Here is a 23,860-nt window from a genome sequence, read left to right as displayed (position 1 = left end):
ACGCATAGTGATGGCGCTGTTCTACGGGCCCGACGAAGGAACCAGATGACGCGGAAGAACGCCCTGATCGTCCGAGGCGGATGGGAGGGGCACCAGCCGGTCAAGGCCACGGAGCTGTTCCTGCCCTTCCTGGAAAGCAGTGGATACGACGTCCGGATCGAGGAGTCGACCGACGTGTACGCCGACACCGCCGCGATGGCCGGCACCGATCTCGTCGTGCAGTGCATCACGATGTCGGAGATCACCGCCGAGCAGCTGTCGGGACTGCGCGAAGCGGTCGAGGCCGGCACCGGCTTCACCGGCTGGCACGGCGGCATCGCCGACTCGTTCCGCGCCTCCTCCGACTATCTCCACCTGGTGGGAGGGCAGTTCGCGACCCACCCGTGCAAGGAGCCCTGCGAACGCCGGGGAGTTCAGGAGGACAACTACCTTCCCCACACCGTCACCCTCACGGAACTCGGCCGCGAGCACCCCGTCACGGCCGGCATCGAGGACTTCGACCTCTGCACCGAGCAGTACTGGGTGCTCCACGACGACCTCATCGACGTACTGGCCACCACCACCCATCCCACCCGGCCGTGGCAGCCCTGGGACCGACCGGTCACCTCGCCGGCGATCTGGACCCGCCGCTGGGGCGCCGGGCGGATCGTGGTGACGACACCGGGGCACAGCCTCGACGTGCTGGAGAACCCGAACGTCCGCACCGTCATCGAGAGGGGCATGCTGTGGGCGACGCGCACCGCATCGGCGTCATAGGGCTCGGCGTCATCTCCCGGGCGTACCTGGACACACTCGCCGGCCATCCCGCCGTGCGCATCACCGCGGTCGCCGACCTCGACGCCTCCCGGTCGGCCGCGGTCGCCGCCGAACGGCCCGGCGTCGAGGCGCTGACCGTCGAGGAGTTGCTGAGCAGCGCGGACGTGGACACGGTACTGAACCTCACGGTTCCCGCCGCGCACGCCGAGATCGCACTGGCCGCCATCGGACGCGGGAAGAACGTCTACGGGGAGAAACCCCTGGCGGCCGAGTTCGTCGACGCGCACGCCGTGCTGGAGGCCGCCGCGAAGGCCGGTGTCGGTGTGGGGTGCGCCCCGGACACCGTCCTGGGCACCGGCATCCAGACCGCGCGGGCCGCGGTGGAGGCGGGGAGCATCGGACGCCCGCTGTCCGCCTCGGCGGTCATGGTCACCCCGGGGCACGAACGCTGGCATCCGCACCCCGACTTCTACTACACCGCCGGGGGCGGCCCGCTGCTGGACATGGGGCCGTACTACCTCGCGTCCCTGGTCCACCTGCTGGGTCCGGTGCGTGCCGTGATCGGGGCGGCCGGCCGGCTGCGCGCCGAGCGCGTCATCGGCTCCGGTCCGCGCGCGGGCGAGCGGATCCCGGTCGAGGTGGACACCCATGTCTCCGGTGTCCTGGAGCACGCCAGTGGGGCCCTGACCACGCTCACGACGAGCTTCGACGGCGTGGCCACCACCGCCGCGCCGATCGAGGTCCACGGCGAGACGGGAACCCTCACGGTCCCGGATCCGAACCACTTCGACGGCGAGGTACGGCTCCACGAACTCGGCGGCACACAGTGGCGCCCACTCCCGCCGTCGGCCGGCTACGCCGCCGGCGCACGCGGCATCGGCCTGCTCGACTTCATCGCCGCCGACGGGCAGCGGGCACCCCGCGCGAACGGTGATCTCGCCCTGCACGTGCTGGAGACGATGAGTGCCCTGCTCCGCTCGTCCGCCGAGGGGCGGCGCATCGAGCTGACGACCTCGGTGGAGCCGCCGGTCCTCGTTCCGCTGACGGCCGCCGACGAGTGGAGGAGAGCCCCGGCTGGGTGAGACCGTCAGTCCACGGGCCACGTGTGCGCGGGCGCGTTCAGGTGCATGTAGTCCATGTACGTCGTCGTCATCTGCCGTAGCGCCTCCCGCCGGTCCGAGGCGTGGCCCTTCTCCAGGTGGTGGACCGTCTCGGCCTGCCACAGGGCGCCGTTGCGGGCGGTGACGCAGCGCTGCTCGATGATGCCCAGCATGGGTTCACGCCACGTCGCGTCCATGCCGGCCAGCTCCAGTCCGCGATGTGCCAGCGGCAGCAGGCGCCGCAACACCAGTTCCGTGACCGGCACTTCGCCCATGCCGGGCCAATACAGGCGGGCGTCGATGCCGTCACGGGCCGCGGCGTGGAGGTTCTCCTCGGCGACCGTGAACGACATCCGCGTCCAGACCGGCCGGTCCTCGTCGACCAGGGCGCGGGTGAGGCCGTAGTAGAAGGCGCCGTTGGCGATGATGTCGGCCACGGTGGGGCCGGCGGGCAGGACGCGGTTCTCGATGCGCAGATGCGGGCCGCTGTCGGTGACGGCGTAGACGGGGCGGTTCCAGCGGTAGATCGTGCCGTTGTGCAGCGTCAGTTCGCCCAGTTGCGGCACACCGCCCGCGTCCAGCGCCTCCTGCGGGTCCTCGTCGTCGCACAGCGGCAGCAGCGCGGGGTAGTAGCGCACGTTCTCTTCGAAGAGGTCGAAGACGCTGGTGATCCATCGTTCTCCGAACCACACGCGCGGTCGTACTCCTTGGGCCTTGATCTCCTGTGGGCGGGTGTCGGTGGCCTGCTCGAACAGGGGGATACGGGACTCGCGCCACAGTTCCCGGCCGAAGAGGAAGGGCGAGTTCGCCGCCAGGGCGATCTGCACGCCCGCGATGGCCTGGGCCGCGTTCCAGTAGTCCGCGAACTCCTTCGGGTCGACCTGGAGATGGAACTGGGTGCTGGTGCAGGCCGCCTCGGGGGTGATGACGTCGGCGTACATCGACAGACGCTCCACGCCGTCCACCCTGATCCGCAGATCCTCGCCCCGTGCCGCGAAGATCTGCTCGTTGAGCAGCCGGTACCGGGGATCTCCGGAGAGGGCGGCCTCGCCCACGTCCGCCTCCCCCAGCGTCGGCAGGATGCCGATCATGATCAGGTGCGCGCCCACCGCCGAGGCGCGTTCCTCGGCGTGGTTGAGCGCGTCGCGGATCGCCTGTTCCCAGGCGCCGGGGCCGCCGGCCGTCAGTCGCCGGGGCGGGATGTTGATCTCCAGGTTGAAGCGGCCCAGCTCGCTCGACCAGGCGGGGTCGGCGATCGCCTGGAGGACCTCCGTGTTGCGCATCGCCGGCCGCCCGTCGCCGTCCACCAGGTTGAGCTCGATCTCCAGCCCGACCTGGGGGCGCTCGCTCTCGAAGGCCGACTCGCGCAGCATCTGCGCCAGCACATCGAGGCAGGTGTGCATCTTCTCCCGGTACCGACGCCGGTCCTCCCGCGTGAACACAAGGGCCGGCACATCACGTCCCATCGTGTCCTCCCGAGTTCCCTCGGCGGATACCTGTGCTCCCAGCGTCGCACCTCCGGCGGAACCCGGACAGTCAGCGCACAGCCGCGGTCCGTGCGGAAGCCGCACTCCGCCTCATCGGTCACAGAGTGTGATCCCGGCAGCGCACCTGGTGAGCTTGCCCGAATCCCGGCGCCGTCGACCGGCGCCGGGATTCGTTTCCGCGCCACCGTGAGGTCAGGAGTGGGTGACCTTGATGCCGGAGATGCGGACCTCGCCGTAGTTCTTGTCGCTGCACGGGTCGGAGTTGTCGCAGTTGGCCTGCGTGTAGGCCCCGGCCTTGAAGTAGTTGGTGTCGCCGTCGTGGGAGATCGTGGTCTCCAGCTGCCCGTTGTAGTACACGTCGATCTTCCCGTCCTCCGCCACGAACTTGGCCTCGAACCTCGTACCCAGTTCATAGTCGTCGGTGACGAGGTGATGGTGGCGATCGTCGCCTTCGGTGATGTAGAGGCTGCTGCCTTCGAGACGGAAGACCGTGACGTCGTCGTCCCCGCCGTGGACCTGCGCGCCGACGAGGTACGGCCTCTCCTTGGGCAGCGCCATGAACGCCTCGTTGACCACGAGCGTGTGGGTGCCCTCCGTCGTGGACCACTCGGCCTCGTCCCCGCCACCGTCGGTCATCTCCCGCAGTTCGGCGCGCGGATAGCTGGAGCCCCCGGTCGTCACGCCGTTGACGGCGGCCCGGAACCGGACAGCCTTGCAGTCCCCGCTGACCCGGAACCACGGAGACGCGGAGAAGCCCTTCAGCTGGGGCTGGGTGATCTCGGTGGGGTCCTCGTCCTCGCCGGTGGGCAGGGTCAGCTTCCAGTCGGTCAGGTCGAGGACGTCGGACGGAGCTGTGCACTGGGCAGCCGCCCGCTCCTGCGCGGCCGCCGGAGCGGCGGGCTGCGCGGACAGCGTGAGCGCGGCGGTCGACACAGCCGTGACGACGCCCGCCAGCACGCTGGTCGGAGTGCTTGGCATGGAGGGTTTCCTCCCTCTCTCGGATGCTCGGTTCTGGCCGTCCCGTACCGTATGTGTCGTCGGCGGGACCGGTCCCGAAGCGCCTCCGCTTCACTGTTGACCATGGCCGAAAGCCCCGGCCATCCACCTCCCTCCCTCTCATCGGCTCTACGCTTGCGTGCGACTGATGAAGGCTCTGGGTAGACACTGCGTACGGCCCGTCCGACGCAGTAGGTTCGATCTATGCGCACGGCCGCGGTCGTATGCGTTCTGGACTCGAACGAGGGGGAAGATCCGTGCGTTCCGGGGACGAGTTTGCCGGCCGCTATGTGCTGAGGGAGGTCATCGGCGCGGGGCGGAGCGGCGACGTGTGGCTGGCCCACGACTCGGTGGTGGGGCAGGACGTCGCGCTGAAACCGGAGCGGGCCGACGAGGACCGTGAGACCGCGGTCCGACGACTGCTGGGCGAGCCGCGCGCCATGGCCAAGTTCCGCGACCATCCGCACGTCGTGACCCTGTTCGACGTCGTGAAGGTCCCGGCGGACGGCGAGGGATCGGACACCTACTGGTTCGTCATGGAGTACGTTCCCGGCGGCGGCCTGGACCGGCTGCCCCCGGTCTCTCCGGTGCGGGCGGCCCGCATGGGTGCCCAACTCGCCGACGCGCTCGCCGCGTTACACGAAGAAGGCATCGTCCACTGCGACGTCAAACCCGCCAACATCGGCCTCAGCCGCCGCGGTGCGGCGAAGCTGCTGGACTTCGGGGCCGCGTACCGGGTCGGTGGCACCGACACCATCACGGCCAACGGGCCCTTCAGCTTCACCCCGGACTATGCCGCCCCCGAGCTGGCGCGGGGGAATGTGCCTCGGCCTGCCTCGGATGTGTTCTGCCTGGCCACCACCCTGTACGCGCTGATCACCGGTTCGCCCCCGCGCGGCGGCGAGACCGAGCGGGACGGCGACCGCTGGGAGGGCGCGGACTCGGAGGACACCGACCGCCTGCGGTACTGGAAGGCCGAGCAGGGCGTCGTCGAGATGGACGCCGACGCCGTGGGACCGCTGTACCCCGTGCTCACCGCCATGCTGCAGCGCGACCCCCGGCAGCGCCCCGACGCAGTCGAGGTCAAGCGGCTCCTGGAGGCCGTCGCCGCCGGCGCCGGACCGGAGTCGGACACCACGCAGGACACCGCCCGGCGCCCGCACAGGCGGCGCCGGCTGCTCGCCGCGGTTCTCGGCCTCAGTGCCGCGCTGGCGCTGGGGCTCGTCGCCCTCCCCGACGACGGGGACGGCCGGGCCGCCGCCGGCGGGGCCGGCCCGAGCCAGGCGGCGCAGGGCGCCGCGAACGCCAAAGCGTCGACCCTGATCGGCGATCCGCACACCGCCGATGTGTGCGCCCTGGCCGACCCGGACGCCCTCGACCAGTTCGGCACCGCCGAAGTCGACGTGGACTACGGGAACTTCGACCGCTGCGACATGCTCGTGACCGTCGATCCCAAGACCCGGATCGATGTGTCGATCCAGCTGCGCCGGGGTTCGCCGCCCGAGTCGTCGAAGCCCTCCAGCACCATCGGGAGGATCGGCATCCGGGAGGAGGAGGCGGAGAGCGACGAGTGCAAGCTGCTGCTGACGTCCGACGGCGACACCGAGGACACCCTCGTCGGGATCCGCGTCAACATGGGCGACGGGTCCGTGAACGGCGGCAACGCGACGCTGTGCACGGTCGCCACCAAGACCGCGGAGAGCGCCGCGAACATCCTCGACAAGGGTCCGCTCCCCCGTCGTGACCCCGGCTACAAGCGCGCGTCGCTGGCCTGGGCGAACGCCTGCGAACTGCTTGACACCAAGGCGCTGTCCGTCGTTCCCGGCCTGAAGGTCGACGTACCGGTCGTCGGGGTCGCGGACTGGAGCTGCGAGTGGTCGAGCGATGTCGACGACCTGGACGCGGAGATCGCCTTCTTCCGTGACCAGCCGAGGTCCGCGGCGGACGGCGCCGACGAGGTGACGCTCAGCGGATATCGCACGGTCATCGAGCCGGGCGACGACGGCGACACCTGTTCCGCCTTCGTCGAGTACCGCCAGTACAGCGGCCAGGACGCCGAGACGGCCGCCGAGATGGTGCGCCTGGACGTCGGCGGCGAGCGCTCCACGGACAAGCTCTGCGGGATGGCCACCCGACTCGCCGGCTCCGCCGCCACGGCACTCCGCGCGCGCTGACACGGAGGGCGGGGCTCAGGGCGCGGAGTCCGGCCAGGTCGCCTCGTCCTCCATCAGGTCCAGGTCCGGCGGCACGAGTGTCGTGGACTCGACCAGCCCCTTGAGCAGGTTGTGCAGCAGGCCGTTGTCCGCGGGGCGGCCCTGCGCCTTGTCGTGCATCAGCGGGTACTTGAAGCCGGTGCGGTCCAGGCGGCGGCGGACGGCCTCGACGCGGTACTCGATCTTGCGTTCGTTCCAGCGTGCGTCCGGGCGCAGATACGCGAGCTGCTTGGCCGCCATCGAGTAGGTCAGCGGGCGCGGATCCTCCTCGTAGAGCAGATACCGCTGGCCGAGCACGACCAGGAGCAGCCGTTCGTCGTCGTCGAGCGCCCAGGTCTCCGGCCGCGCGGTCTCGGCGCGCCGCCGCGACACCGGCCCCTGGTCGTCATGGCTCGCCACATACAGCTCGACCAGGTGCTCACGGTAGCCGGAGCCCTTCACGAACAGGGGCGTGTAGCCGGTGGCGAGCGGGATCGGCTCGGTGGTGAGGTGCATCATCCGGCCGCGGGGCAGCCGGACGAGCTGCTGTCCGATGTTGCGCAGCCACCAGTACCCCTGGCGGTACGTCAGTTCGCCGTGCCGGCGGCTCACCCGCAGATCGTCCACGCCGACGCCCAGGTCCACGTCCGGCTTCTCGCCACGGCCGAAGGAGACCGTCAGGCCCGGGCGGGGCGGGGCGCTGAGGTCGCCGGTGACCGAGCGCACATGCAGCGTGCCGGGCTGGGTGGGCGCGACTCCGCGCGCGAGGCTGGCGGAGAGGGTCATCGCGGTGCTCCTTGGATCGGGGGTGTTCTCGACACGCGTACGGGCGCAATTACAGGATCCGGCATCACCTCCGGGACCCCTCCCCAAAACTCCCCCGTATAAAAGGAACGTGCCAGGACGACGGTTCCGGGGAGGGGGCGGAACCGTCGTCCACGAACGCGTCGACGTGGGCGACGGCACGGGTCAGTACGCCGGTTTCAGCGCTCCGCCGGGGAGTTGCTTGCCGTCCTCCCGCGCGACACTGCACAGCACATGGCGGAAACCGGCCTCCCACTCCTCGTCCGTGGAGTACCAGCCCCACATCTCGTGTCCCTTTCCGCGGGCCCAGTTGACGCCGTACTTCTCCTGGCACAGGTCTCCCTTGTCGACGCTGTCCGCCGAGCCGTCGCCCGAGGCCCAGGTCCAGCCGACGATCTGCTCATGGTGGGGCTCGTCGCAGTTCACCAGGGTGTCGGTGACCGTACCGTCGTCACTCTCCTTGGAGTTGATGCAGTCCCCCCGGCCCAGCTGGGTGACGTACACCTGGTCGCCGAACTTCCGGAAGTCGCCGAGCGGGCCGCCGATCGTGGCGTTCTTCAGGAAGAGCAGACAGGCCGCGGCAGGCGGCTCGCTCTGCCCGGTCTCGGGCGTGAGGACGTACAGCAGCGGGTCGGCCATGGTGCCGCGCAGCTCCGCGGTGCGCCGGGTGCACTCGTCCTGTGCGTCCTCGGTGCCGTCCGCCGCGATCGTGGTGATGACCTGTCCCTCGGGGTCGTCGTCGTAGCAGTCGACGAGCTTGAGGCCGGGCCGTCCCTGGTAGTCCTCGCCCTTCCAGTCGGCGTCCACGCACTGGCCCGGCGTGAGCTCCTCACGCAGCCGCACCTGCTTGCCGTACGGGTATGCGCCGCGGGTGACCGACGGGGAGGGAGTCGCGACGGCCTTCGCCTTGACGTCGGGCTTCTTCCCGGTGTCCCCGGTGTCGTGGAACGTGGTGGCGCCCAGCGCGAACCCTCCGCCGCCGACCAGCACGGCGGCGAGCGCCAGCACCACGGTGGTGCGCCCGGCCGGCCTACGGGAGGTGGGAGTGCGGGGCTCCTGAGTCTCGCTCGCGGACGGTTCGGGCAACGGCACGCTCGCCGTCCCGGTCGCTGCCGCTTCGGCGAGCAGTTCGGCCGCCTCCGCGACCGGCATACGCTCCGCCGGGTCCTTCGCCAGCAGGCCCATGATCACGCGGCTGAGCGGATCGCTCGCCCGCTGCGGCACGGAGGGTTCCGAGTTCAGTGCGGCGAGGAGCGTGGCGTCGAGCGTGTCCCGCTCGAACGGGGCGGTGCCCTCGACGGCGGCATAGAGCGTGACGCCGAGCGAGAACAGATCGGACGCGGCAGTCGCCTCACCGCCGGACAGGCGCTCGGGAGCCACATAGCCCGGCGTGCCCACGACCATGCCGCTCTGGGTGATCCGGGTCTCGCGCAGCCGCAGCGAGATGCCGTAGTCCGTGAGCAGGACCCGGCGGTCGGCGACGCCCGAATGGTCCGGCGCCAACAGGATGTTGGAGGGCTTCACATCACGGTGGATGATGCCGAGCCGATGCCCGGCGGACAGCGCGTCGAGCGCGGCGGCGCCGATCCGGGCCACTTCGTCGCTCGGCAGCGGGGCGCGCTCCTTCAGTACGGCGCTCAGGTCGCGCGTCCCCGGCAGGTACTCCATCACGATCCACGGGCGGTCGTCGGCCTCCACGACGTCGTACACCGTGATCACGTTCGGGTGCTCGCGCAGTTGCGCCGCCTTCAGGGCCTCCTTGCGGCCCCGGCCTGCGGGGTCGCCGAGGGCGGCCTCCGAGGTGTGCGGTACGTCGATCTCCTTGACCGCGACCTGCACCCGCAGTTCCTGGTCCTCGGCCAGCCACACGCTGCCTCCACCGCCGGAACCCAGCCGCTGCCGCAGCCGGTACCGCCCGGCGATGACCTGCTCCCGTTCCCCTGCCACCAGCGTCTCTCCCCTCGGCCGTGCGCGCGCCATGTCACAGAGCGCCCCGCCATGCTCACCCCGTCCGTCCGGGAGCCCTCCCGAAAACGGCGACGAACCACGGTTGATGACGGAGCGTCAGATTCTGTACGCCCCTCACCTGTTGATCAAGGGACGGAACGCGGCCCGCACATCGGACGTCGACTCGGTGACGGACCTGCTCGACAACGGGCCCGGGTCGATACCGCCGCTGGTGTAGTACTTGATGACCGAGGGGCAACTGCTGCCGCTGATCTGGATCTTGCGGTTGGCGACGAGCTTGCCGGTGCGCAGCTCGTAGACCTTCACGGGAAGCGCGATCTTGTAGAAGGTCACATAGGTCGTTTTCCCGGAGGACTGGGCCCGGTACGGGCAGGTCTCGACGGAGCTGCCGAAGGTCTCCTCGCCCATGCAGACCACCAGGACGGCGTCGGTGGGGCCGTTGGCCTTCCAGGAGCCGGGGAGCTTCGCCGAGTAGTCCTCGCTGTACTCGTCATGGCCGTAGTAGAGGGCCCGGTTGGCGCCCTTGCTCAGGGGCTTGGCGCCGCTGTACTTCGCCGGGTGGGAGCAGTACTCGGGCTGTGAGTCGTCGCCTCCGGCGAGGAGACTGCGGACGTTGTCCAGCTCGATGCTCAGCGTGGCCTTCCTGGCTCCCTTGCGGGCCCTGCTCGCGAGCCCGTCGTCCGGGTACTCGTCCAGCAGCCGCTCGTAGTGCGCGCGGGCCTGCCTCCAGTCGTCGGTATCCATCAGATCGTCGCCGCATTCGACGAGCGCGGCGGGCGCGGTCCGCCGGGCCGTCTCGGCGGACCGGTCGAGTATGTCGTGGCTGCTCTCGCGGTCGCGGAGCCAGTAGGTGAGGATGACGGTGTCGCAGGGGTCCTTTGCGGGCAGGGCGCGCAGGAATCCGTTCAGGGTCGCTTCGACCGTCTTCTCGTTGCCGGGTTCGGCGAGGACGGAGGCGAGCGTGTCGAAGCCCCGCTCCAGTGCGCCGGTCTCACCGGTCAGCGAGGAGGCCAGCTGCGCCCGGGCCGTATCCAGCCGACGGCAGTCCTGGACGACCTCGTCGCCGCGGGCGGTCAGCGGGGCGTCGGCGACGCGGTGCCCGAACCACACCCTGTCCTGGGCGGCCGACACCTCTGCGCAGTCACCGCTCTCGCGAGCCTCGGTGACACTGTCGCCGATCCTCGACGCGTCGTACCGCAGCAGTCCCGCCGCCAGCAGCACCGGCAGCGTCACCGCGAGCGCGACCAGACGCTGACCGCGCACCGCGCCGCCCCGACCGGCACTTCCGCGCGCCAGAAACCAGCCGTGGACGGTGACGGCCACCCACCACACCAGCGCCACGATCTCGTACGACGTCCGGGCAGTCGACGCGAGCAGCGAGACGACCACGACGGTGCCGGCGACGGAGAACACGGCCAAGCGCCACCGCCGCAGCATCAGATAGCCGACGCCGAGCAGCGAGGCGTTGCCGATCGCGACGGCCAGCGGATCGTGCGCCCTGGCCCCGTACGGCTCGGGTTCCCGCACGACGTAGGTCGGTTCATCCATGCCGATCTCCTCCCGTTTCGTGGCTTGGCCTGGAGCGGCCCCATGCCTGCGCTGACGCGTCAGGAAGCGATGTACTCCCACTTCTTGGTGGCCGCGCAGTCCTCGAACCCGAAGCGCTTCGCAGGCGACGCGATCTCCTGAGCCGCCTGCTCGTTGATGGACATCTGCATCGCGAGCAGCAAGTCCTGTCCGGGCCGGTAGTTCTCGAACTGGCCACTCAGGTCCTCGAGGCCGCCGATGTAGACGCCGAGCTTGCCCAGCCAGGCGTCCAGGTCCTTCTGGCCGGTCTCCGGCTTCGGCATCTTGCGGACCTGTGCGCGCAGGTCCTTCAGCAGGACCGCCCGTTCACGCAACTTCGGTACGTCGCCCACACCGACGCCCTCGCCGTACGCCAGGTCACCGGTGAACCGCTCGCTGATCTCACGGCAGGTCTCGTCGGCGCTCTGGATCAACTCCTCCTTCGGTGAACCCGGTTCGGAGGAGCAGCCGGCGACGACGGGCACCACCAGCCCCATGACGGCGGCTACGACACGCATGACCTTGGGCATGCCGTCACGATGGCGCGTCCCGCCCGGGAGGGGTCCCGGGCCCCTGGCCGGACGATCCCGGGCACGGCCCGACGCCGCCGGCTGCGGGCCTCAGGACCAGAGACGAGGAGGGCAGGATGACTGGCTCAGCAGACGAGGACCACCCGCCGGAGCGGCTTCCGGCCGAGCGGCCCGGGCACGTCAACGGGGCCGCCGCGCTACTGATCCTTTCCGCACTGATCAGCGGCACCATCGCCGTGAACGACCCGGCGATGACGCAGTTCGTGTATCTCCTGCTCTTCGTCACGATCGGTGCGGCCCTCCGCTTCTGCCGCGGCGGGCGCACGGCCCGTGTCGTCGCGACGGTGACGGCCGTGGTCTTCCTGCTCTTTCTGGGCCCGCATGTGATGTGGGGGCTGTCGGACCCGAGCGACCCGTTCAGCGAGGAGTACGCGATACGCGCCATCCTCGCCATCGTCACGGAAGGCATCGGCGTAGGCCTCCTCTACTCACCGCCGAGCCGCGCGTACTTCCGGTCGGCCCAGCCCCGTACCGCTCGCAGGTGAGAGGACGAAAACAAGCCAACAGGCGGTAAAACACGGGCAGGTTGGGGGCGCCGGTGCACGGGAGGCGTGGCCCGAGGAATAGCGTAGGCAGCCACGACTGATGTTCGACGGTTTCGTGGTTGTCACTACGTACGCACAGGAGCGTCCATGACTGATGAGGCAGCGAACTCCGAGCAGGAGACGCCCTCCAAGATCGACACCTCAGTGCCGCAGTCGGCCCGGATCTGGAACTACTGGCTGGGCGGGAAGGACAACTACGAAGTCGACCGGGTGGCCGGTGACGCCTTCCGCAAGATCTTCCCCGGCATCGAGACCGGCGCCCGCGCCGCCCGCTACTTCCTCGCCCGCGCCGTGCGTCACCTGGCCGCCGAGGAGGGCATCCGGCAGTTCCTGGACATAGGCACCGGGCTGCCCAACGTGGACAACACCCACGAGATCGCCCAGCGGGTGGCCCCCGACTGCAAGATCGTCTACGTCGACAACGACCCGCTGGTGCTGGCACACGCCCGTGCGCTGCTCACCAGCACCCCGGAAGGGGTCACCAACTATGTCGACGCCGACCTGCGCGAGCCGAGCACCATCGTGCGGGAGGCCGGGAAGACGCTGGACTTCGACCAGCCCGTCGCGCTGATGCTGATGGGCATCCTGGGCCACATCGAGGACTTCGACGAGGCACGCTCGATCGTGCGGCAGCTGGTGGACGCGCTGCCCGCCGGCAGCTACCTCGTGCACTACGACAGCACCAGCACCAGTGAGTCGTACGTGAAGGCCATCCAGCAGTACAACGAGGGTGGCTCGATCCCCTACATCCTTCGCAGCCCCGAGCAGATCGAGCGCTACTTCGACGGTCTGGAACTGCTCGAACCGGGCGTCGCGTCATGCTCGCGCTGGCGCCCCGACGCCGCCGCCTGGGGCCTGCCAGCGGAGGTGCACCAGTACGGCGGTGTCGCCCTCAAGCGCTGACACCCGCCGACTGCCGGCCCGTGGATCAGGTTTCCTGGAGGATGCGATGGAGGGTCGTCGGCGTCTCGTCCGGTGATTCGGCCTCGACCACCAGCCGGTTCATGACATCCCAGTAGCACTCGATCTCGGCGGGCCTGTCGGGGTAGAGCGCGGTGGTGAGCTGCTCGAGGTAGACCACGTCGGGCAGCTGACCGCCGGGCAGCCGCAGGATGGTGACCGGACCGCATTCCCCGGCGTAACCGCCGGCGCGGAACGGCATGATCTGGACCGTGACCTGCGGGAGTCCGCAGATCTCGATGAGCTGCCTGAGCTGGGCGCGCATCGTGCTGACGCCGCCCACTGGGCGACGCAGCGCCGCCTCGTCGATCACGGCCCAGAACTGAGCGGCCGGACGGCGGTGCAGGATCCGCCGGCGGGTCATCCGTAGTCCGACTCGCCGTTCGATCTCCTCCGCACCGGCGCCCGGGTGGGCGAGCCGAATCGCGGCACGCGCATAGTCGGCGGTCTGCAGCAGGGCGGGAACGCGTTGGACCTCGAAGCAGCGGATGAGGCTCGCCGACTGCTCGGCCCCGAGGTAGGTCTGCATCCAGGTGGGCACCACGTCGTTGTAGTACTGCCACCAGGCGGGTGTGTTGGACTCTTCGGCCAGCGCCAGCAAGGTGGCACGCTCGGCCTCGTCGGTGACGCCGTAGAGGGTGAGCAGATCGGCCACGTCCCGCAGCTTGAACCCGTGGCGGCCGCCCTCCAGCCGGCTGATCTTGGACCGGGAGGCGCGGATCACATGTCCCGCGGCCTCACGCGAGATGTGCCGCTCCTCCCGCAGCCTGCGCAGCCGTGCGCCCAGCACCAGCCGCGGCACTACGGGGCCGGCCGACCCGCCGTCCCCTACCGCACTGTCGGACGGGGTGCGTGCGGCCTCTTTCATACCCATCGGCATTCTCCCTGCGGTGAACGCAACTCTGCACGCGTACAAGCGCGGCAGCCAGCCATCCTAGGGGCTGTCCGGTACATGATCTCCGGATCGCGCCAACTAGCCTACGCTGAGAGCGAGTTGGGCGGCATCAGCGGCGTCGGCGCGGCCCCAGGGGCTCGACTCAAACACGAGCGACTCGACGAACGTCGGCCGCCGAGTTGTGCTACGGTTTCTGCGTTGCAGTTGTGGTACCCATGAACCTATGTGCGCCTGACGGGAATGTTTCTCCATCAGGCGCATTAGTTGTTTTCCCGGCATCTCCGGATGGGGCCTCTGCCTACAGAAGGAGAAAGTCATGGCACAGGGAACTGTGAAGTGGTTCAACGCCGAAAAGGGTTTCGGCTTCATTCAGCAGGACGGCGGCGGCCCGGACGTGTTCGCCCACTACTCGAACATCGCGACCCAGGGCTTCCGTGAGCTGCAGGAGGGCCAGCGGGTCTCCTTCGACGTCACGCAGGGCCAGAAGGGCCCGCAGGCGGAGAACATCGTCCCCGCCTGATCGCCGCACGCGTATCCGCTCACCGGGGTCCGCACCGTCACGGTGCGGACCCCGGTGAGTGCTGTTTCCAGTGTGTTTTCCAGGAAGGCAGGCAACCGCAATGTCCCGCAGGCCCAATAAGCCGAACCGGCGCTCGTCGTCACCCCCACAGCCCGCGGCGTCGCCCAGGGAATTCCGGCTGCCGGAAAACACCACACCCGCACTTCCCGCCGTCGAGGACTTCGCCGGTCTGGACATGCCCGCGGGGCTGCTGAAGACCCTTACCGCGCAAGGTGTGACCACCCCCTTCCCCATTCAGGCCGCCACCCTGCCCAACTCGCTCGCCGGCCGTGATCTGCTGGGCCGTGGACGCACCGGCTCCGGCAAGACCCTCGCGTTCGGGCTCGCGCTCCTCGCCCGCACGGCGGGGCAGCGCGCGGAGCCCAAGGCACCTCTTGCCCTCGTGCTGGTGCCGACCCGCGAACTCGCCCAGCAGGTGACCGAGGCGCTGACGCCGTACGCGACCGCGGTGAATCTCCGGCTGGCGACCGTGGTCGGCGGACTGTCGATCACCAAGCAGGCCGGTACGCTCCGGCGCGGCGCCGAGGTCCTCGTGGCGACCCCGGGTCGGCTCAACGACCTCGTGGAACGCGGGGACTGCGTGCTCGGCAGCGTCCGCATCACGGTGCTCGACGAAGCCGACCAGATGACCGACATGGGCTTCCTGCCGCAGATCACCAAGCTGATCCAGCAGGTACGGCCCGACGGGCAGCGCCTGCTCTTCTCGGCCACCCTGGACCGCAACATCGACCGCTTGGTGCAGCGGTTCCTGACCGATCCCGTGGTGCACTCCGTGGATCCGTCCGCGGGAGCGGTGACCACGATGGAGCACCACGTGCTCCACCTCCTGGACGAGACCGACAAGAAGGCGGTCACCACGCGCATCGCCGCCCGTGACGGCCGGGTCCTCCTCTTCCTCGACACCAAGCGGTCCGCCGACCGGCTCGCCAAGCGGCTCCTGGCCGTCGGTGTCCGCGCGGCGGCCCTGCACGGGGGCCGGTCCCAGCCGCAACGCAACCGCACCCTGGATCAGTTCAAGAACGGCCAGGTCACCGCGCTGGTCGCGACGAACGTCGCGGCCCGCGGCATCCACATCGACGACCTCGACCTCGTCGTGAACGTCGATCCCCCCACCGATCACAAGGACTACCTCCACCGCGGCGGCCGCACGGCCCGCGCCGGCGGCTCCGGCAGCGTGGTCACCCTGGTCCTGCCCGACCAGAAGCGGGACGTCACCCGCCTCTTGTCCGACGCGGGCATCCGCGCCCGCACCGCCCGCATAACATCGAGCGACCCCCACCTGTCCAGCATCACCGGTGCCCGTGAGCCGTCCGGCATCGCCGTCACCCTCCCGGTCCCCCAGCCGGAGACGCCGACAGCCTCCCGCCCGAACCGCAAGCCCGGCAACGAGCCCGGCAAGCGCTCCAACCGCCGCCGGAACGGCAACGGCGCGGCCGGAGCGGCGACCGGCGCCGCCGCCGGCACGGCCGGCCGGACCGCGGACCGCCGAGCCACGGACACCGCCTCGACCGGTGCCGCCTCCGGCAAGGCTCCCCGCCGATCGGGCCGCCGATCGACACCGACCGGTACCACCACCAGCACCACCGCAACCGGAGCCTCCGGCGCCCGCCGCGCCTCCGCACCCCGGAGCAGCAGGCAACACTCACCCCGTTGATCACCTGGCGCCGGCGTTCGCCGGCGCTGTGCGACCGTCGCCGAGCACCATCGAGTGAGCAGCCCCCAGCACAGCTGCAGCCCGGACGCGCGCCCTGGTGGGGCTGTGTTGCGCGTCCGGGCTGCGGTGCCTGTGGAGGCCTGGTTGACGGGGTTGTTGCGACTTATGGGGCCGCTACGCGACGGAGTACGAAGCCACCCGCCCCGCGGCCGTCACGGCTACGGCCGCAACGCGCTGAGACCTGCGCATCGACCCCTCGACGCCTGTCCTAGCGGGAGATGTACGGAAGGGCGAACTGGTCGACAGCCTGCTCCGGCGTGGAGTGCCCACCCTTGTCGCCGTGCTTCTCACCGTGGGGCGCGTCCCACGAGGCGACGGCGTTGGACTGCGAGACGGCCACCGCGGTGATGTCCGTGGCGTCCTTCTCCTTGCCGTGGTCGCCGGCGAAGCTGACGCCGGCACCGAGGGTGGACAGCCCCGCGATCGCTACCGCCACGACCGCAACACGCTGAATCTTGCGCATAGTTTGACCCTTTCTTACGTGGGCAGTTGCCCTCGCTTGATTACGTAATGTGATGATAAGCACACAACGCGTAGCCATATTGGATCTCCGACGCCTCCGCGTGCCGTGTCGAACTCAGGGCGAACCCCAAGTGCCGCCCGAGGGCCGGACGTCGACGCACAAGGTGAGCTGACAACCCGTCAGGAGATCGCGACCCAAGGGCGCTCATGCGTTACGGCGTCAGGGTGCTTTCGCCGCAAGATCGCGAAGGTCGGCGCGCCACACCGGCTCGCCTATCACTTTTCCTTCTAATCTTCGGTCACGGTACGAAGTCGATCTGTCACGGATCGCACCCACCTCACTCACCGGAGATGACATGCACAAGCTTCACAAGGCTGCCGTCCTGGTCGCCGCTCTCAGCAGCGTCGGGCTCCTGGGCGCGGGCACCGCCAGCGCCAACGGCGGCGACGGTCACGGCAAGGGCGGCGGGAACTACAGCGTCCTGCAGAGCACCGAATGCAAGTCGCACGACCTGAACCTCGACATCCTCGGCCAGGTCGGGATCCTCAACGGCCTGCTGGGCCAGGGACTCAACGGCGAGGGCAACTCGGGCGGCCAGGGCACGCACCTGGGCTCGGACATGGGCTGCAGCAACAGCGCCTTCTAAGCACCGCACGGTCGCGCAGGCGGCCGACAGCACAAAACAGATCCCGGCACCGGGCCTCAGGCCCGGTGCCGGGATCTCTCATGTCACAGGGTGAAGCTGATCAGCTCAGGAAGTCCGCCAGGCCCTCCAGGAGCCGGTCGACGTCATCGGTGTTGTTGTAGGGCGCCAGGCCGACACGGAGGCCGCCGGTGTCTCCGAGGCCGAGTCGGCGGGACGCTTCGAGGGCGTAGAAGGAGCCGGCGGGCGCCTGGACTCCGCGCTGCGCCAGGAAGTCGTACGCGTCGGCCGTGCTGTGGCCCTCGAAGGTGAGCAGCACGGTGGGGGTGCGGTCGGCGGCGCGGGAGTGCACCGTGACCTGCTCCAGGGCGGACAGTCCCTTGTCGATCTGCGCGCGCAGGACGTTCTCGTGCTCTTCCAGCGCCGCGAACGCGGAGGCCAGCCGCTCGCGGCGAGATCCGGTGGCGTCGGTGTCGAGGCCGGCGAGGAAGTCGACCGAGGCGCGGGTGCCCGCGAGGAACTCGTAGGGCAGTGTGCCGAGTTCGAAACGTTCCGGGACGGCGTCCGTCGAGGGCAGCAGCTTGTCGGGGTGCAGGCTCTCCAGCAACTCGGGCCGGGCGGCGAGGACGCCGTGGTGCGGGCCGAGGAACTTGTACGGAGAGCAGACGTAGAAGTCGGCACCGAGCTGCTCGACGTCGACCAGGGAGTGGGCGGTGTAGTGCACGCCGTCGACGTGGAGGAGCGCCCCGGTCTCGTGCACCGCACGGGATATCGCGGCGATCGCGGGCCGTGTGCCGATCAGGTTGGAGGCGGCGGTGACCGCGACGAGCCGGGTCCGCTCGGAGAGCACGGCGCGGATGTCCTCGACGCCCAGCTCGCCGGTCGCGGGGTTGAAGTCGGCCCAGCGCACGGTGGCGCCGGCCTGCTCGGCGGCCTGGATCCAGGGGCGGATGTTGGAGTCGTGGTCGAGTCGGGTGACGATCACCTCGTCGCCGGGCGACCAGGTCTTGGCGAGGGTGCGGGAGACATCGTAGGTGAGCTGGGTGGCGCTGCGGCCGAAGACGATCCCGGCCGGTTCCGCGCCCAGCAGGTCCGCCAGGGCCCGGCGGCTCTCGGTAACGATGGTCTCGGCATTGCGCTCCCCGGCCGTGATCCGGCCCCGGTTCGACAGCGGCTGCGCCAGCGCGTCGGCGATGGCCTGGATGACCGGCCGGGGTGTCTGTGTGCCGCCGGGACCGTCGAAGTGCGCGATCCCGGCACTCAGGGCGGGGAACTGCGCACGGAGAGCGGCTACGTCGTACGTCACGGAAGCTCCTGTCGATGCTCGGGCACGGCGGGGTTCGGCCTGCCGGGACCTCGTCGAGGCGATGACGACGGTAGTTCACGAGACCGCCGGCGCGAACCGCCGCTCCCTCAGGAACAGCCAGGGCGTCAACGCGCGCTCGACCACGCATCCGGGCGGGGTGCCAGCACCGCGGAGACCACGGCGTCGGCCGATGCCATGACGTCGGCCACGAAACGAAGGCGACGGATGCCGAGTCGGCGCAGGGCCGGGCCGTGGTCGACGGCGACGACGAGGCAGACCGCAAGGAGGAGCACTCGCCAGAGGGCCATCACCGGGCGGCGTATCGGGCGGGGCAGTTCGGCCAGGGAGGTGTGCAGTCGCTCGCAGTGGAACGGGACGTGGCGCTGCTCGTCGGCGAGGATCCGTCCGGCCACATCCGACGCGAGCGGGTCATCGGCGCCGTCGCGCAGGGCACGGTAGTAACGCAGCGCCACCACTTCCGCGATCATCAGCACCAGCAATTCCATGCGCAGGCCCATGAGTCGCCGCAACCGTACGAAGACGGTGTCGCTCCAGTGGCCGGTCAACGTCGGTACGCCACCCGCGGCCAGCAGACGGGCGAGCAGACGGGCGTGGTTCTGTTCCTCTGCGACGAAGAGCCGGACCGCCCGCGCATAGTCGGCGTCGCCGGCCTGGTCCGCTTTGGCGACGAGGTTGGCGCCGTCGCCGTCCTCGCCGACCTGGAAGCGCTGAATGCTCGCCGACAGCGCCGGATGCAGCGTCGCTCCTCGCCCCCAGTCCGGGTCCCCCTCGGCGTCCCGGCGCTCCCGCTCATCCTCGAACCGCTGCGTCCACTTGGCGAATCCATCCGTATGCACCCGGTCGCTCCTCTCCGGACACGGCCACCGTGCCCTGGAGAGGGACGACGCCTGACGACCACCGAACCGTTCCCAGGAGGCCCAGGGATCTGAGCCTTGTCGCCCTCGTTCCCTGACTCTAGACTGCCTGAAATGAAGTAAGTTCAGGAGTTCAGGTACCGTACGGGACAGGCGGTCGGGAGCAGACTCATGGTGGGTTCCTTGGACGGCAAGACCGCGCTCGTCACCGGCGCGGGGCAGGGCATCGGGCAGGCGATCGCGGTGGAGATGGCCCGTCAGGGCGCGTCCGCCGTGGCCGTCGCCGACCTGAACAAGGAGACCGCCGCCGAGACCGCTGAGCTGGTGCGCGCCGCCGGCGCACAGGCCGAGGCGATCGTCTGCGATCTGCGTGAGCGGGACAGCATCGCCGCGATGGTGGCCCGTACGGCGGAGCGTTTCGACGGACTCGACGTCCTGGTCAACAACGCCGGGGTGGTCGAGACGGCGTTCACGGCCGAACCGGACCGCGGCATCGACTCGCTGCCCGAGGAGGTCTGGGACGCGGTCTACGAGGTCAACCTCAAGGCGGTGTGGCTGACGACCAAGTTCGCCGCGCCCCATCTGCGCCGCTCTGCTCGTGGGCCCGCCATCGTCAACACAGCCTCCGTCTCCGGCCTCACCGGTTTTCCCAACGCCCCTGCCTACGGCGTCACCAAGGCCGGTGTCATCCATCTGACCAAGGTCACCGCCGTCGACCTGGCCCCGGTGCGCTGCAACTGCTTCTGTCCCGGGGTCATCGACACCCCACTCGCCCAGGACTACTTCGCCGCCGCCGCGGACCGTGACGCCATGGAACATGAACTGACCGCACCTCAGTTGGTGCAGCGGCTCGGGCGCCCGGAGGAGGTCGCCAGGCTGGCGTGCTTCCTGGCCTCCGACGACGCGGGGTTCATCACAGGGTCGTCGTACGTGATCGACGGCGGCGCGCTCGCCTGGCTCGGCGTACGGGACTGAGGACCACCGAGAGGCACCCGGCACCATCAAGAAGCGAGGGGATCCCATGCAAGCGAGGCTGGCCGGGAAGACGGCGCTGGTGACCGGCGCCACCGGAGGCATCGGCGACGCCGTGGTACGCCGGCTCGCGGCCGAGGGCGCGGCGGTCGCGGTGACCGATCTCGACGCCGATCGCTGCGAGAAGCTCGCCGAAGAGGTCGGGGGCGGCGCCCTGGGGCTGGCCCTGGACGTGTCGGACGAGTCGGCGTGGCGCGAGGCCGTCACGGCGGCGACCGCGGCACTGGGCGGTCTGTCCGTGCTGGTCAACAACGCCGGTATCGCCGCGATGCACACCGTCGAGACCGAGACCATGGACTCCTGGGACCAGGTCCTCGGCGTGACCCAGACCGGAGTGTGGCTCGGCATGAAGTACGGCGGCCCGGCCATCGAGCGCTCCGGCGGCGGCTCGATCGTCAACGTCGCGTCGATCTTCGGTACCGTGGGCGGCTTCGGCGCCCAGTTCTCGTACCACGCGGCCAAGGGGGCCGTACGCCTGATGACGAAGAACGCCGCGCTGCACTGGGCGAAGCGTGGCGTGCGGGTGAACTCCCTGCACCCCGGTTTCATCGAGACGCCCCGTTCCCGTGAACTCTGGCGCGACACACCCCGGTTGGCGGCGATGATCGAGGGAACGCCGCTGGGCCGACTCGGCACGCCCGAGGAGGTGGCGGCGACGGTGGCGTTCCTCGCCTCCGACGACGCGAGCTTCATGACCGGGTCCGAGCTGTACGTCGACGGAGGCTGGACCGCGCGCTGAGCCGGCTGCTCGCGAAGGGGCTCAACCAGTCGCAGCCTCATACCAGTTGACGCCTTCGGTGCGCGTGCACCGGACGTGTCCGCGGGCCGCCAGCACGTCGAGGTGCGCCGCGGTCTCGTTGACGGCGAGCATCTGGTTGAAGGCGCTGAGGTCCGTGAAGGGCACCTTGCGCCGGGTCCAACCCAGTTCCCCCGCCACCTCGTACGCGGTGCGTGTACGACCGCCGAGGGCGGCCAGCGTTTCCGCGAGCCGGTCGTCGTGATGGGTCAGCAGCTCTGCGACCCGGGTGTGCACGCTGTCGCCGACCGGCCCGTGGGCGGGCAGCAGCCGGGCGTCGCCGAGGGTGGTCATCAGGCGCAGTGAGTCGAGGTAGTCACCCAACGGCAGGGCAGGGCCCCCGAGTTCGAAGCCGATGGACGGGGTGATGTGGGGCAGGACGTGGTCGCCGGAGAACAGCAGCCCCCGCGCCTGGTCGAGGTAGATCACATGCCCCTGGGTGTGGCCGGGCGTCGGCACGACCGTCAACCGGGTGTCTCCGAAGCGGAGTTCCTCCGCCTGCAGCCAGCGGTCGGGTGCCTCCCAGACACCGGCGTCGAAACCGCCGTGGTCCAGCGCGGCGACCCGCTCGGCGAGGTCGGGTGCGCCGGCCCGGCGCAGCGTCTGGAGCGAACCGGCCGGCTGGTCCGTCCGCAGCTCCCCCAGCAACTCCAGACCGCGCCGCTCGCCCGCGCCGAGGTAGACCCGGGAGCCCAGCAGCCTGCGCAGTTCGACGGCCTGGGTGTAGTGGTCGCGATGGATATGGGTGACCAGGATGTGACTGATCTCGCCGAGATCGTGGCCTAGTTCGGTCAGCGCGTCCTCAAGTGCCTTGCGCGACTCGGGGATCGACCAGCCCCCGTCGATCAGCACCAGCCCCTCCGTCAGCCCCTCCAGCGCGTAGACGTTGACGGCCCGCAGTCCGTCCTCCGGCAGCGGGAGCGGAATGCGGTGGACACCGGGTCGCACGGTCTCGGGTCCGCCCTGCGCCCAACGGCCGCGGTCGAAACGGGGGGTGCGGGTCGTGGGGATGGTCATGCATCTCCTTGTCGGTGCTGTTCGTGGTGTGCGGGGAGACCCGCGTGCAGGTCGCGGGCGAGCCTGCGGGCTCCCGACCGGTCGAGCTTGCCCACGGTGGTCTGGGGCAACTCGCCGACGGTGAAGGCGAATTCGGGCCACTTGGCCTTGGACAGACCGGTGCCGGCGAGGTGTGCGGTGATCGCGTCGAGGCCGAGTTCCGCGCTGCCTTCCTCGACCACCACGAGCACGGCGGCACGTTCGCCGAGGAGCGGGTCGGGTACCGGGGTCACGCAGGCGCGGGCCACCGAGGGGTGGGCGGCGACGGCACGCTCGATCTCGGTGATGTCGAGGTTGCGTCCGCCGCGGATGATGACGTCCTTCTCCCGGCCCATGACGGTGACCGTCCCGTCCTCACCGGCCGTCAGCAGGTCACCGGTGGGGAAGAAGCCGTCCGGGGTGAGGTCCGGCGGCTCGACCTTGCCGTCGCGGGCGTAGCCGAGGAAGAGGGACGGTCCGCGGACCTGCGCGCGGCCTGTCGAATCCGGCCCCAGCACCGTGCCGTCGGCGGCGACGGCCCTGAGATCCGTGCCGGGGAAGGGCCGTCCGTCGCGGCCGAGGCGGATGTCCTCGGGGTCGTCGGGCCGGGGCGAGGTGTGGCCGAGACACTCGGACATGCCGAAGACCCGCAGGATCGTCGTGCCCAGGGAGCGTTCGGCGCGGGCCAGCGCCCCTTGGTCCATGGGGCCGCCGCCTACGGTGATCGAACGGACCCCGTCGAGGACCTTCGAGCCGGCCGCGGCGGAGCCCATCTGGAGGGCCATGGTCGGCACGCACATGGTCCATCGCACGTCGTGGGCGGCCATCCGCGCGAGCGCCTCCTCGCGGTCCCATCGACCGGTCAGGACGAGCGGTCCGCCCAGCATGAGCGACAGACAGGGGCCGAAGCAGTAGGCGGCCGTCGAGGAGAGCGGGACGACGGCGGCCACCGCGTCCCCGTCGCGCAGGCCGTTGACGTCGATCGTGCAGGAACACGCGTACCGCAGCGCGCTCTCGGACTGGACGACGCCCTTGGGCCGTCCGGTGGAGCCCGAAGTGAGGCCGATGAGCGTGCCGCCGGACCAGCGGGAGACATCGCGCGGGCCGCGGGCGGCACGTACCGACCAGCCGTCGAGGGCCTCGGCCGTGAGCGCGTCCGGCAGGGCCAGGCCGCCGTCCCACTCATGGAGCGCGGACGGTTCGGCGATCAGGACATCGGGCCGGATGTCTGCCACGGCGGCGGTGAACTCGGCCTGGGTGGTGTGCCGGTTGACCAGGGCCAGGACACCGCCCGTCAGTCCCACGGCGAGCGTCGCGGCGACCGTGCGCCACGAGTTGTCGGCCTGGAGAAGCACGGTGCCGCCCGGCGTGCCGTCCGGGGTCATCTCGTCGGCCAGCTCGGTCGCGCACCGCAGAAGTTCGCGTGCCGAGTGCTGTCCGTGGTCGTCGATGACGGCTGTGAAGTCGGCCAGTTCGGCCCGGTCGTAGAACTCCCGCACTGTCTGTCGCATCCGGTTCCTCGCCTCGTCGCGAAGGGGGTGGCCCAGGTCGGGCCGG

At 70.2% G+C, this 23,860-nt stretch carries 22 protein-coding genes; 10 read left to right on the top strand and 12 right to left on the bottom strand.

All coding sequences use genetic code 11. From position 1 onward, the window contains the following. Window positions 1-45 precede the first annotated feature (45 nt). Both ACTWQO_RS05675 and ACTWQO_RS05670 read left to right on the top strand, forming a co-directional pair. Window positions 46-756 carry a ThuA domain-containing protein gene (locus ACTWQO_RS05675; RefSeq protein WP_443236100.1) on the top strand — a complete coding sequence of 237 codons (711 nt, stop codon included), beginning with the start codon at window positions 46-48 and terminating at the stop codon, window positions 754-756. After that, entirely contained in the window at window positions 726-1,838 is a 1,113-nt protein-coding gene (locus ACTWQO_RS05670; RefSeq protein WP_443236099.1) for a Gfo/Idh/MocA family protein, read from the top strand. Before ACTWQO_RS05675 ends, ACTWQO_RS05670 begins: the two co-directional genes overlap by 31 nt. Before the next feature lie 5 nt (window positions 1,839-1,843). Here the strand turns inward: ACTWQO_RS05670 and ACTWQO_RS05665 are convergent, their stop codons facing one another. Together ACTWQO_RS05665 and ACTWQO_RS05660 are read right to left on the bottom strand one after the other, a co-directional pair. Then, window positions 1,844-3,322, bottom strand: coding sequence for a glutamate-cysteine ligase family protein (locus ACTWQO_RS05665; protein WP_443236098.1), 1,479 nt, complete (start codon window positions 3,320-3,322; stop codon window positions 1,844-1,846). Window positions 3,323-3,535: 213 nt separating this feature from the next. Continuing rightward, window positions 3,536-4,321 carry a polysaccharide lyase family 7 protein gene (locus ACTWQO_RS05660; protein ID WP_443236097.1) on the bottom strand — a complete coding sequence of 262 codons (786 nt, stop codon included), beginning with the start codon at window positions 4,319-4,321 and terminating at the stop codon, window positions 3,536-3,538. A gap of 275 nt (window positions 4,322-4,596) precedes the next feature. Between ACTWQO_RS05660 and ACTWQO_RS05655 the strand changes: the two genes are divergently transcribed. After that, window positions 4,597-6,513, top strand: coding sequence for a serine/threonine-protein kinase (locus ACTWQO_RS05655; protein ID WP_443236096.1), 1,917 nt, complete (start codon window positions 4,597-4,599; stop codon window positions 6,511-6,513). A 15-nt stretch (window positions 6,514-6,528) separates the two neighbouring features. On the opposite strand, the gene ACTWQO_RS05650 is transcribed toward ACTWQO_RS05655, so the two are convergent. The 4 genes from ACTWQO_RS05650 to ACTWQO_RS05635 form a co-directional block, all read right to left on the bottom strand. Next, complete coding sequence (locus tag ACTWQO_RS05650) at window positions 6,529-7,317, bottom strand: FHA domain-containing protein (protein WP_443236095.1); 789 nt, start codon at window positions 7,315-7,317, stop codon at window positions 6,529-6,531. 183 nt (window positions 7,318-7,500) lie between these two features. Further along, window positions 7,501-9,282: a serine/threonine-protein kinase gene (locus ACTWQO_RS05645; RefSeq protein ID WP_443236094.1), complete on the bottom strand. Its 1,782-nt coding sequence runs from the start codon at window positions 9,280-9,282 to the stop codon at window positions 7,501-7,503. Between the two features lie 135 nt (window positions 9,283-9,417). After that, entirely contained in the window at window positions 9,418-10,851 is a 1,434-nt protein-coding gene (locus tag ACTWQO_RS05640; protein WP_443236093.1) for a tetratricopeptide repeat protein, read from the bottom strand. Window positions 10,852-10,910: 59 nt separating this feature from the next. Next, window positions 10,911-11,399 (bottom strand): hypothetical protein, encoded by a 489-nt coding sequence (locus ACTWQO_RS05635; protein ID WP_443236092.1) that lies wholly within the window; start codon window positions 11,397-11,399, stop codon window positions 10,911-10,913. A 116-nt stretch (window positions 11,400-11,515) separates the two neighbouring features. Between ACTWQO_RS05635 and ACTWQO_RS05630 the strand changes: the two genes are divergently transcribed. Together ACTWQO_RS05630 and ACTWQO_RS05625 are read left to right on the top strand one after the other, a co-directional pair. Further along, window positions 11,516-11,944, top strand: coding sequence for a hypothetical protein (locus ACTWQO_RS05630; RefSeq protein WP_443236091.1), 429 nt, complete (start codon window positions 11,516-11,518; stop codon window positions 11,942-11,944). Between the two features lie 147 nt (window positions 11,945-12,091). Then, window positions 12,092-12,907 carry an SAM-dependent methyltransferase gene (locus ACTWQO_RS05625; RefSeq protein WP_443236090.1) on the top strand — a complete coding sequence of 272 codons (816 nt, stop codon included), beginning with the start codon at window positions 12,092-12,094 and terminating at the stop codon, window positions 12,905-12,907. Between the two features lie 25 nt (window positions 12,908-12,932). Here the strand turns inward: ACTWQO_RS05625 and ACTWQO_RS05620 are convergent, their stop codons facing one another. Next, window positions 12,933-13,838, bottom strand: coding sequence for a helix-turn-helix domain-containing protein (locus ACTWQO_RS05620; RefSeq protein ID WP_443236089.1), 906 nt, complete (start codon window positions 13,836-13,838; stop codon window positions 12,933-12,935). Between the two features lie 337 nt (window positions 13,839-14,175). Here ACTWQO_RS05620 and ACTWQO_RS05615 point away from each other — a divergent pair, with 337 nt between their 5' ends. Together ACTWQO_RS05615 and ACTWQO_RS05610 are read left to right on the top strand one after the other, a co-directional pair. After that, the gene (locus ACTWQO_RS05615) at window positions 14,176-14,379 is read left to right on the top strand and encodes a cold-shock protein (protein WP_023544341.1); all 204 of its coding nucleotides are present in this window, start codon (window positions 14,176-14,178) and stop codon (window positions 14,377-14,379) included. 100 nt (window positions 14,380-14,479) lie between these two features. After that, window positions 14,480-16,093: a DEAD/DEAH box helicase gene (locus tag ACTWQO_RS05610; RefSeq protein WP_443236088.1), complete on the top strand. Its 1,614-nt coding sequence runs from the start codon at window positions 14,480-14,482 to the stop codon at window positions 16,091-16,093. Window positions 16,094-16,361: 268 nt separating this feature from the next. Here ACTWQO_RS05610 and ACTWQO_RS05605 read toward each other — a convergent pair whose 3' ends face one another. Next, a complete protein-coding gene (locus tag ACTWQO_RS05605) occupies window positions 16,362-16,616 on the bottom strand; it encodes a hypothetical protein (RefSeq protein WP_443236087.1) in 255 nt (84 codons plus the stop codon). A gap of 355 nt (window positions 16,617-16,971) precedes the next feature. Here ACTWQO_RS05605 and ACTWQO_RS05600 point away from each other — a divergent pair, with 355 nt between their 5' ends. Then, window positions 16,972-17,262 carry a hypothetical protein gene (locus ACTWQO_RS05600; protein WP_443236086.1) on the top strand — a complete coding sequence of 97 codons (291 nt, stop codon included), beginning with the start codon at window positions 16,972-16,974 and terminating at the stop codon, window positions 17,260-17,262. 100 nt (window positions 17,263-17,362) lie between these two features. Here the strand turns inward: ACTWQO_RS05600 and ACTWQO_RS05595 are convergent, their stop codons facing one another. Together ACTWQO_RS05595 and ACTWQO_RS05590 are read right to left on the bottom strand one after the other, a co-directional pair. After that, a complete protein-coding gene (locus ACTWQO_RS05595; RefSeq protein WP_443236085.1) occupies window positions 17,363-18,565 on the bottom strand; it encodes a cysteine desulfurase-like protein in 1,203 nt (400 codons plus the stop codon). Between the two features lie 125 nt (window positions 18,566-18,690). Next, a complete protein-coding gene (locus ACTWQO_RS05590; protein WP_443236084.1) occupies window positions 18,691-19,422 on the bottom strand; it encodes a ferritin-like domain-containing protein in 732 nt (243 codons plus the stop codon). Between the two features lie 189 nt (window positions 19,423-19,611). Here ACTWQO_RS05590 and ACTWQO_RS05585 point away from each other — a divergent pair, with 189 nt between their 5' ends. Next, a complete protein-coding gene (locus tag ACTWQO_RS05585) occupies window positions 19,612-20,415 on the top strand; it encodes an SDR family NAD(P)-dependent oxidoreductase (protein ID WP_443236083.1) in 804 nt (267 codons plus the stop codon). Window positions 20,416-20,461: 46 nt separating this feature from the next. Then, a complete protein-coding gene (locus ACTWQO_RS05580; protein ID WP_443236082.1) occupies window positions 20,462-21,211 on the top strand; it encodes an SDR family NAD(P)-dependent oxidoreductase in 750 nt (249 codons plus the stop codon). Between the two features lie 21 nt (window positions 21,212-21,232). On the opposite strand, the gene ACTWQO_RS05575 is transcribed toward ACTWQO_RS05580, so the two are convergent. Both ACTWQO_RS05575 and ACTWQO_RS05570 read right to left on the bottom strand, forming a co-directional pair. Beyond that, entirely contained in the window at window positions 21,233-22,285 is a 1,053-nt protein-coding gene (locus ACTWQO_RS05575; protein WP_443236081.1) for an MBL fold metallo-hydrolase, read from the bottom strand. After that, a complete protein-coding gene (locus tag ACTWQO_RS05570; protein WP_443236080.1) occupies window positions 22,282-23,814 on the bottom strand; it encodes a class I adenylate-forming enzyme family protein in 1,533 nt (510 codons plus the stop codon). Before ACTWQO_RS05570 ends, ACTWQO_RS05575 begins: the two co-directional genes overlap by 4 nt. Between the last annotated feature and the right edge of the window lie 46 nt (window positions 23,815-23,860).

This window comes from Streptomyces sp. 4N124 (assembly GCF_052245395.1).
GTDB lineage: Bacteria > Actinomycetota > Actinomycetes > Streptomycetales > Streptomycetaceae > Streptomyces.
Note: the sequence above shows the minus strand (reverse complement) of the source record. Positions and strands in the feature narration are given on the sequence as shown.

Bases quoted from the DNA above. Each gene is read 5' to 3' on its own strand.
- ACTWQO_RS05610 (WP_443236088.1), top strand. From the start codon at position 14,480: ATGTCCCGCAGGCCCAATAAGCCGAACCGGCGCTCGTCGTCACCCCCA.
- ACTWQO_RS05605 (WP_443236087.1), bottom strand. From the start codon at position 16,616: ATGCGCAAGATTCAGCGTGTTGCGGTCGTGGCGGTAGCGATCGCGGGG.
- ACTWQO_RS05585 (WP_443236083.1), top strand. From the start codon at position 19,612: ATGGTGGGTTCCTTGGACGGCAAGACCGCGCTCGTCACCGGCGCGGGG.
- ACTWQO_RS05640 (WP_443236093.1), bottom strand. From the start codon at position 10,851: ATGGATGAACCGACCTACGTCGTGCGGGAACCCGAGCCGTACGGGGCC.
- ACTWQO_RS05675 (WP_443236100.1), top strand. From the start codon at position 46: ATGACGCGGAAGAACGCCCTGATCGTCCGAGGCGGATGGGAGGGGCAC.
- ACTWQO_RS05620 (WP_443236089.1), bottom strand. From the start codon at position 13,838: ATGGGTATGAAAGAGGCCGCACGCACCCCGTCCGACAGTGCGGTAGGG.
- ACTWQO_RS05660 (WP_443236097.1), bottom strand. From the start codon at position 4,321: ATGCCAAGCACTCCGACCAGCGTGCTGGCGGGCGTCGTCACGGCTGTG.
- ACTWQO_RS05580 (WP_443236082.1), top strand. From the start codon at position 20,462: ATGCAAGCGAGGCTGGCCGGGAAGACGGCGCTGGTGACCGGCGCCACC.
- ACTWQO_RS05635 (WP_443236092.1), bottom strand. From the start codon at position 11,399: ATGCCCAAGGTCATGCGTGTCGTAGCCGCCGTCATGGGGCTGGTGGTG.
- ACTWQO_RS05630 (WP_443236091.1), top strand. From the start codon at position 11,516: ATGACTGGCTCAGCAGACGAGGACCACCCGCCGGAGCGGCTTCCGGCC.
- ACTWQO_RS05650 (WP_443236095.1), bottom strand. From the start codon at position 7,317: ATGACCCTCTCCGCCAGCCTCGCGCGCGGAGTCGCGCCCACCCAGCCC.
- ACTWQO_RS05600 (WP_443236086.1), top strand. From the start codon at position 16,972: ATGCACAAGCTTCACAAGGCTGCCGTCCTGGTCGCCGCTCTCAGCAGC.
- ACTWQO_RS05570 (WP_443236080.1), bottom strand. From the start codon at position 23,814: ATGCGACAGACAGTGCGGGAGTTCTACGACCGGGCCGAACTGGCCGAC.
- ACTWQO_RS05615 (WP_023544341.1), top strand. From the start codon at position 14,176: ATGGCACAGGGAACTGTGAAGTGGTTCAACGCCGAAAAGGGTTTCGGC.
- ACTWQO_RS05665 (WP_443236098.1), bottom strand. From the start codon at position 3,322: ATGGGACGTGATGTGCCGGCCCTTGTGTTCACGCGGGAGGACCGGCGT.
- ACTWQO_RS05575 (WP_443236081.1), bottom strand. From the start codon at position 22,285: ATGACCATCCCCACGACCCGCACCCCCCGTTTCGACCGCGGCCGTTGG.
- ACTWQO_RS05625 (WP_443236090.1), top strand. From the start codon at position 12,092: ATGACTGATGAGGCAGCGAACTCCGAGCAGGAGACGCCCTCCAAGATC.